The organism is Streptomyces sp. KLMMK (assembly GCF_036961605.1).
Classification (GTDB): Bacteria; Actinomycetota; Actinomycetes; order Streptomycetales; family Streptomycetaceae; genus Streptomyces; species Streptomyces telluris.
Genome location: NZ_JBAMDC010000298.1, coordinates 1 through 8,092 on the forward strand (window position 1 = coordinate 1; position 8,092 = coordinate 8,092).

At 67.4% G+C, this 8,092-nt stretch carries 7 protein-coding genes and 1 pseudogene; 6 read left to right on the plus strand and 2 right to left on the minus strand.

What is annotated here, in order from left to right; translation table 11 throughout:
- Positions 1-2,719: pyruvate dehydrogenase (acetyl-transferring), homodimeric type (gene aceE, locus V7793_RS28750; RefSeq protein ID WP_336011751.1), on the minus strand; the 2,719-nt coding region annotated here is incomplete at its 3' end.
- A gap of 477 nt (positions 2,720-3,196) precedes the next feature.
- Between aceE and V7793_RS28755 the strand changes: the two genes are divergently transcribed.
- From V7793_RS28755 to V7793_RS28780, 6 genes are all read left to right on the plus strand, one after another.
- Positions 3,197-3,619, plus strand: coding sequence for a DUF3052 domain-containing protein (locus V7793_RS28755; RefSeq protein WP_190020873.1), 423 nt, complete (start codon positions 3,197-3,199; stop codon positions 3,617-3,619).
- Between the two features lie 184 nt (positions 3,620-3,803).
- Positions 3,804-4,262, plus strand: coding sequence for a peroxiredoxin (locus tag V7793_RS28760; RefSeq protein ID WP_058044592.1), 459 nt, complete (start codon positions 3,804-3,806; stop codon positions 4,260-4,262).
- Between the two features lie 120 nt (positions 4,263-4,382).
- Positions 4,383-4,958, plus strand: a complete 576-nt coding sequence (locus V7793_RS28765; RefSeq protein ID WP_336011756.1) for a TerD family protein — start codon at positions 4,383-4,385, stop codon at positions 4,956-4,958.
- Between the two features lie 117 nt (positions 4,959-5,075).
- On the plus strand, positions 5,076-5,651 hold the full coding sequence (locus V7793_RS28770) for a TerD family protein (protein WP_336011759.1): 576 nt from the start codon (positions 5,076-5,078) through the stop codon (positions 5,649-5,651).
- A 49-nt stretch (positions 5,652-5,700) separates the two neighbouring features.
- A complete protein-coding gene (locus V7793_RS28775; protein ID WP_336011761.1) occupies positions 5,701-6,861 on the plus strand; it encodes a DUF475 domain-containing protein in 1,161 nt (386 codons plus the stop codon).
- Positions 6,862-7,005: 144 nt separating this feature from the next.
- Positions 7,006-7,749: a TerD family protein gene (locus tag V7793_RS28780; RefSeq protein WP_336011763.1), complete on the plus strand. Its 744-nt coding sequence runs from the start codon at positions 7,006-7,008 to the stop codon at positions 7,747-7,749.
- 162 nt (positions 7,750-7,911) lie between these two features.
- Here V7793_RS28780 and V7793_RS28785 read toward each other — a convergent pair.
- Positions 7,912-8,092, minus strand: a pseudogene (locus V7793_RS28785) (TerD family protein); the annotation flags it as partial.

Genomic DNA, 8,092 nt, shown 5'->3' on the forward strand with positions numbered 1-8,092 from the left:
CCGCGGCGCCCGGGTCGGCCGCCGTGACGTCCAGCAGCTGGTAGCGGTCCACCGCCTGCTTCAGCAGGGAGCGGTCCACCTTCCCCTGCTTGGCGAGCTCGGTGAGCACGGCCAGGACGATCGACTGGGCGTCGATGTGGAAGAAGCGACGGGCCGCACCACGGGTGTCGGCGAAGCCGAAGCCGTCGGCACCCAGCGACTGGTACGCGCCCGGCACCCAGCGCGAGATCTGGTCCGGAACGGCCCGCATCCAGTCGGACACGGCCACGAACGGGCCCTCGGCGCCCTGGAGCTTCTGCGTGACGTACGGCACGCGCAGCTCCTCCTCCGGGTGCAGGAGGTTGTGCTCCTCCGTCTCGATGGCGTCCCTGCGCAGCTCGTTCCAGGAGGTCGCCGACCAGACGTCCGCCTTGACGTCCCACTCCTCGGCGAGGATCTTCTGGGCCTCGATCGCCCACGGCACCGCGACACCGGAGGCGAGGATCTGGGCCGGGATCGCGCCCTTCTCGCCCTGCGCGAAGCGGTACAGACCCTTGAGGATGCCCTCGGCGTCCACGTCCGCCGGCTCGGCCGGGTGCTGGATCGGCTCGTTGTAGACGGTCAGGTAGTAGAAGACGTCCTCGGCGTTCTCGCCGTACATCCGGCGCAGACCGTCCTTGACGATGTGCGCCATCTCGAAGCCGAACGCGGGGTCGTAGGAGACGACGCCCGGGTTGGTGGACGCCAGCAGCTGCGAGTGGCCGTCGGCGTGCTGCAGGCCCTCACCGGTCAGGGTGGTGCGGCCCGCCGTGGCGCCGAGCACGAAGCCGCGCGACAGCTGGTCGGCCATCTGCCAGAACTGGTCGCCCGTGCGCTGGAAGCCGAACATCGAGTAGAAGACGTAGACCGGGATGAGCGGCTCGCCGTGCGTCGCGTAGGCGGAGCCCGCCGCGATCAGCGAGGCCGTGCAGCCCGCCTCGGAGATGCCGTCGTGCAGCATCTGGCCGGTCGGCGACTCCTTGTACGCGAGCAGCAGCTCGCGGTCCACGGACTCGTACTGCTGGCCGAGCGGGTTGTAGATCTTGGCCGACGGGAAGAACGCGTCCATGCCGAAGGTGCGGTACTCGTCGGGGGCGATCAGCACGAAGCGCTTGCCGATCTCCTTGTCCCGCATGAGGTCCTTCAGGATGCGGACGAACGCCATGGTGGTGGCGATCGACTGCTGGCCGGAGCCCTTCTTGGCGCTCGCGTAGACCTTGTCGTCCGGGAGGGCCAGCGGCTTCGACCGGTCGACGCGGGTCGGCACGTAGCCGCCGAGCCCGTTGCGCCGGTCGTGCATGTACTGGATCTCCTCCGAGTCGCGACCCGGGTGGTAGTACGGCGGCAGGCCGGACTCCAGCTCCTTGTCGGCGATCGGGATGTGGAGGCGGTCGCGGAAGCGCTTGAGGTCCTCGACCGTGAGCTTCTTCATCTGGTGGGTCGCGTTGCGGCCCTCGAAGTTCGGACCGAGGGTCCAGCCCTTGACCGTCTGCGCGAGGATCACGGTCGGCTGGCCCTTGTGGGCCTTGGCCGCCGCGTACGCCGCGTAGATCTTCTTGTGGTCGTGACCGCCGCGGCCCAGGTGCAGGATCTGGTCGTCGGTCATGTTCTCGACCATCTTGCGGAGACGGTGGTCGTCGCCGAAGAAGTGGTCGCGGATGTACGCACCGGTCTCGGTGGCGTACGTCTGGAACTGGCCGTCCGGGGTGCTGTTGAGCTTGTTGACCAGGATGCCGTCGCGGTCCTGCGCCAGCAGCGGGTCCCAGGAGCGGTCCCAGACCAGCTTGATCACGTTCCAGCCGGCGCCGCGGAACTGCGACTCCAGCTCCTGCATGACCTTGCCGTTGCCGCGGACCGGGCCGTCGAGGCGCTGCAGGTTGCAGTTGACGACGAAGGTCAGGTTGTCCAGGCCCTCACGGGCGGCGATGGACAGCTGGCCGAGCGACTCCGGCTCGTCCATCTCGCCGTCGCCGAGGAACGCCCAGACGTGGGACTTGGAGGTGTCGGCAATGCCGCGCGCCTCCATGTAGCGGTTCATGCGGGCCTGGTAGATCGCACCGAGCGGGCCGAGGCCCATCGAGACGGTCGGGAACTCCCAGAAGTCCGGCATGAGGCGCGGGTGCGGGTAGCTGGAGAGGCCGTAGGGGGCCTTGGACTTCTCCTGGCGGAAGGAGTCCAGGTTCCGCTCGGAGAGCCGGTCCAGGAGGAACGCGCGGGCGTAGATGCCCGGGGAGGCGTGGCCCTGGAAGAAGATCTGGTCGCCGCCGTCGCCCTCGTCCTTGCCGCGGAAGAAGTGGTTGAAGCCCACGTCGTACAGCGAGGCGGAGGAGGCGAAGGTGGCGATGTGGCCGCCGACGCCGATGCCGGGGCGCTGGGCGCGGGAGACCATCACGGCCGCGTTCCAGCGGGTCGCGTTGAGGATCTTGCGCTCGATCTCCTCGTTACCGGGGAAGAACGGCTCGTCCTTGGTCGCGATCGTGTTGACGTAGTCCGTGCTGCGCATCTCGGGCACCGCGACGCGCTTCTCGCGTGCGCGCTCGATCAGGCGAAGCATGAGGTAGCGGGCACGTTCCCGGCCTCGCTCATCGACGGCTGCGTCGAGCGAGTCGAGCCACTCCTGGGTCTCTTCGGGATCGAAGTCCGGGACCTGGCTGGGAAGGCCGCCAATGATGATCGGGTTGCGATCGGATCCGGAAGCCACGCTGTTCCTTCGCTGTTCGGTCTGGTCGTGCTCTGCACGCGATGTTGCTGCGCACGCGGTCAAATATGGCTCTGCTTATGTCGCGCCGGTCCCATCGTGGACCGCGGCGGCGGAAACGTCATCTCTACTGGGCGGTAACCACCACTGGTGAGACGAAGCAGCGTTTGTCGGTCGCCCGGGGCGGCCAAATCGCAACCTTACGCCCCCAAAGAGGGTTCCCTGTGTACGGCTGTTCGGGGTCGGCCCGGGTCATCGCATGGAGTAACTTCGCAAAACGGGCAAAGTTCTGTGTTGTGAATCACTCGCCCCTCCTGCCTCATGGTTGGAGTTGCCATAGGACGTCCCCGTCCGTCAACGTTTCGGCGGTCTCGATGGCCGGGTACTTGCGCGATCCGTCCGTCACGTGTGGACTACGCCCATCGTTTCGCGTACGCGCGAGGCGAATGCAACGTCTCGAAGGATGACAGGAGGAAATCCGTGAGCGCGACCGCGGACCACGCGGAGGAGCGGACCAATCCGGCTGCAAGGCTGGGTTTCGAGCCCGGGCAGGTGGTCCAGGAGATCGGTTACGACGACGACGTCGATCATGATCTCCGTGAAGGTATTGAGTCCCTCATCGGCCAGGACCTCGTCGACGAGGACTATGACGACGTGGCCGACGTCGTCCTGCTGTGGTTCCGGGATGAGGACGGAGACCTCACGGACGCGCTGGTGGACGCCATCGGTCTCCTCGAGGACGGCGGCAACATCTGGCTGCTGACGCCCAAGACCGGCCGCGACGGCTACATCGAGCCGAGCGACATCCAGGACGCCGCGCAGACCGCCGGGCTCTCCCAGACCAAGAGCATCAGCGTGGCGAAGGACTGGACGGGCACCCGTCTGGCCGCCCCCAAGCGCTAGGAACGCCGCCGGCCCCCGGGCCCGCCGCCGGAAGAGCCGCCGCCGCGCCCCCCGACAGCACTGCTGCCGGGGGGCGCGGTGCATCGCAGGGGGCGTGCAGTGACACACTGGGCGCCCTACCCGCCGGTGGCCGGGTCCGGACGCGGACCCCGGGCCGGCCCCTGCCGAGATGAGGGATGCGAACATGGCGATCGAGGTCGGCACCAAGGCCCCGGACTTCGCGCTGAGGAACCAGCACGGCGAGACCGTCCGGCTCTCCGACTACCGCGGTGAGAAGAACGTCGTCCTGCTCTTCTACCCCTTCGCCTTCACCGGCGTGTGCACCGGCGAGCTGTGCGCCCTGCGCGACGAGCTGCCGAAGTTCGTCAACGACGACGTCCAGCTGCTCGCCGTCTCCAACGACGCCCCGTTCTCGCTGCGCGTCTTCGCCGAGCAGGAGGGCCTCACCTACCCGCTGCTCTCCGACTTCTGGCCGCACGGCGACGTCAGCCGCGCCTACGGTGTCTTCGACGAGGAGAAGGGCTGCGCGGTGCGCGGCACCTTCATCATCGACAAGGAGGGCGTGGTGCGCTGGACCGTCGTCAACGGCCTGCCCGACGCGCGTGACCTGGACGAGTACACCAAGGCGCTCGCAGCTCTCTGAGCAAGAAGTATGTAATCGGTGGGAACCGGTCACTAGGATCCACACGTTGACCGGATGCCATCGCACACCGGGGGCGCAGGTGGAGACCTACCCCCTTGAACTCGAACCAATGGAGGACTCGTGGGAGTCAGTCTCAGCAAGGGCGGCAACGTCTCGCTGACCAAGGCGGCCCCGAACCTGACCGCGGTCATCGTCGGTCTCGGCTGGGACGCCCGTACCACCACCGGTACGGACTTCGACCTGGACGCCAGCGCACTGCTGACGAACGACCAGGGGAAGGTCGCCAACGACCAGAACTTCGTCTTCTTCAACAACCTCAAGAGCCCCGAGGGCTCCGTCGAGCACCAGGGTGACAACCTCACCGGTGAGGGCGAGGGCGACGACGAGGTCATCAAGGTCAACCTGGCCGGCGTGCCCGCCGATGTCGCCAAGATCGTGTTCCCGGTCTCGATCTACGAGGCCGAGTCGCGCCAGCAGAGCTTCGGCCAGGTCCGCAACGCCTACATCCGCGTGGTGAACCAGGCCGACAACGTCGAGCTCGCCCGCTACGACCTCAGCGAGGACGCCTCGACCGAGACCGCCATGGTCTTCGGCGAGCTCTACCGCCACGGTGCGGAGTGGAAGTTCCGCGCCATCGGCCAGGGTTACGCCTCGGGCCTGCGCGGCATCGCCCAGGACTTCGGCGTCAACGTCTGACCGACAGGCCATCCGCGTCCGGCGCCGCACCCCCGTTCCCGGGAGTGCGGCGCCGGACGTGCACGGTGCCCCCGCTGCCCGAGGGCGCCGCATCTCGACCGGGGAGGAAACAAGATCATGGGCGTCACGCTCGCCAAGGGAGGCAATGTCTCCCTCTCCAAGGCCGCACCCAACCTCACCAATGTGACCGTCGGTCTCGGCTGGGACGCGCGCTCCACCACCGGAGCCCCCTTCGACCTCGACGCCAGCGCCCTGCTGTGCGCCACGGGCCGGGTGCTCGGTGATGAGTACTTCGTCTTCTACAACAACCTCAAGAGCCCCGAGGGATCCATCGAACACACCGGCGACAATCTCACCGGTGAGGGTGATGGCGACGACGAGACGATCCTGGTCGACCTCAGCAAGGTCCCGGCCGCCTGCGACAAGATCGTTTTTCCGGTCAGCATTCACGACGCCGATGCCCGTGGCCAGAGCTTCGGCCAGGTCAGCAACGCCTACATCCGCGTGGTCAATCAGGCCGACGGCACCGAACTCGCCCGCTACGACCTCAGCGAGGACGCCTCCAGCGAGACCGCGATGATCTTCGGCGAGGTCTACCGGTACGGCGGGGAATGGAAGTTCCGGGCGGTGGGTCAGGGGTACGCGTCGGGCCTGCGCGGCATCGCCCTAGACTTCGGGGTCAACGTTTCGTAAAGCCGCGCACGGCGCGGGGGAAACCCCATAACGAAGGATTGGGTAGCCAGTGCTCCTGAAAACCTTTGGTTGGTCGTTCGCCATCACGGCGGCCGGACTGGCCTTGGCCGGTGTCCTCTGGGGGTGGCAGGGGCTCGCGATCGTCGCGATACTGTCCGTCCTCGAGGTCTCAGTATCGTTCGACAATGCGGTCATCAATGCCGGAATCCTCCGGAAGATGAACCCGTTCTGGCAGAAGATGTTCCTGACCCTGGGCATCCTCATCGCCGTCTTCGGCATGAGGCTGGTGTTCCCGGTCGTCATCGTCGCCGTTACCGCCCAGCTGGGGCCGATCGAAGCGGTCAAGGTCGCCATTCAGGATCACGACCGGTACGAGGCGCTGGTCACCAGCGCCCACCCGGCCATTGCCGCGTTCGGTGGCATGTTCCTGCTGATGATCTTCCTGGACTTCATCTTCGAGGACCGGGACATCAAGTGGCTCGGCTGGCTGGAGAGGCCGCTCGCCAAGATCGGCAAGCTGGAGACCCTCTCGATCGTCGTCTCCCTGGTCGTGCTCCTGATCGCCGCCACCACCTTCGCCACCTCCGTCCCGGTGCACGACGGCGAGGGCACGATCGACAAGGCCACCACGGTCCTGCTCGCCGGAATCGGCGGTCTGGTGACGTATCTCGTCGTCGGCGGAATCTCCGACTTCTTCGAGAGCCGCCTGGAAGAGGACGAGGAGGACGACGAGGAGAGCGAGGGCGAGGCCGCGAAGGACTCGGCGCCCGCCGCGAAGCAGGGCAACGGCTCGGTCGTCGGCCTCGCCGGCAAGGCCGCCTTCTTCATGTTCCTCTACCTCGAGGTCATCGACGCGTCCTTCTCCTTCGACGGTGTCATCGGCGCCTTCGCCATCACCAACGACATCTTCGTGATGGCCATCGGCCTCGGCATCGGCGCCATGTACATCCGGTCGCTGACGGTCTTCCTCGTCCGCAAGGGGACCCTGGACGACTACGTCTATCTCGAGCACGGCGCGCACTACGCCATCGGTGCCCTCGCCGTCATCCTGATGATCAGCATCAAGCACGAGATCCCCGAGGTCATTACCGGCCTCATCGGTGTGGCCCTCATCGGGCTGTCGTTCCTGTCCTCCGTGATGCGCAACCGCAAGGCGGCGGCGGAGGGCAGCGACTCGGGCGCCAAGTCGGAAGTCGCTTCCGGGGTCTGACCCACGCTTCCGGGGAGTGACCCCTTCCGGGGTGTGACCCTGGCACATTTGAGGAACGCTCTCAGCGGGGCGGTCGTGAGGCTCACCTCACGGCCGCCCCGCGGCAGTTGAGCGGGAATGTGCAAAAAAAGGGGTGGGGTTCCTATGACGTTCCGGGACAGGTTCTTCGGCAACTGGGGGCGTGCTGCCGCGCAGCAGCTCGACTTCGGCGGTGCGCACGGCGCCGTCGAGCTGACCAAGCGTCATCCCTCGTTCTCGCTCAGCAAGCAGGGGGCGGTCACCGGCAATCTCCGGGTCAACCTCTCCTGGCGGATGCGCACCTCGGACTTCGGCGACCGGACCGGCCGCATCCAGGGTCTGCGGCACCCCATGCGGAAGTTCCGGCCCGAGATGGTGCAGGCGCAGGGCCCCGCCATGGTGAACGTCGACCTCGACCTCGCCTGCATGTACGAGCTCCAGGACGGCGCCAAAGGCGTGGTGCAGCCCCTCGGGAACATACTGGGCAGCATCAACAGCCCGCCGTACGTCCAGCTGAGCGGCGACGACAGGTTCGGCTCCGGGTCCGGCGAGACGATCTACATCAACATGGACCACCGCGCCGAGATCAAGCGACTGCTGATCTTCGTCTACATCTACGACGGCACCCCGGCGTTCGACCGTACGCACGCCACGGTCACGCTCTACCCGGGCAACGGCCCCCGGATCGAGATCGCCCTGGAGGAGCGCGCGCCGGAAGCGCGGTCGTGCGCCGTGGTGATGCTGGAGAACGTCAAGGGCGAGATCATCCTCCGGCGCGAGATGAAGTACGTGTACGGCTTTCAGGCGGAGCTGGACCGGCTGTACGGGTGGGGGCTGCAGTGGGGGAGGGGATACAAGACGAAGGTGTGACGCGCCTTCGCCGGGCCCCGGGCCGCTGCGGGTGCCTCGCGCCCCTGCGAAGGCGGTCACTCCACACCTTCAGCCGTCCGGCGCTTGAGGACCGGGGTCCGGGGCAGAGCCCCGGGACGGTGCTGCGGCCGGGGTCCCCCGCGGTCGGCGGTTCCCGTACGGTCAGCGGTTCGGCAGGAACTGCGGCCCCTGCGGCGGCAGCCGGAAGGACGGGTCCGGCACCGGCCGGTACGCCGGTGGATAGCCGTAGGACGGCGCGCCCGCCGAGGGTGCGGGCTGCTGCGGGTAGCCGTACGCCGGCTGCGGCGGTGCCACGGGTGCCACGGGTGCCGCCGGGGCCACC

Excerpts from the sequence above, each read along its gene's own strand:
- V7793_RS28770 (WP_336011759.1), top strand. The coding sequence starts at position 5,076 with ATGGGCGTCACGCTCGCCAAGGGAGGCAATGTCTCCCTCTCCAAGGCC.
- V7793_RS28760 (WP_058044592.1), top strand. The coding sequence starts at position 3,804 with ATGGCGATCGAGGTCGGCACCAAGGCCCCGGACTTCGCGCTGAGGAAC.
- V7793_RS28780 (WP_336011763.1), top strand. The coding sequence starts at position 7,006 with ATGACGTTCCGGGACAGGTTCTTCGGCAACTGGGGGCGTGCTGCCGCG.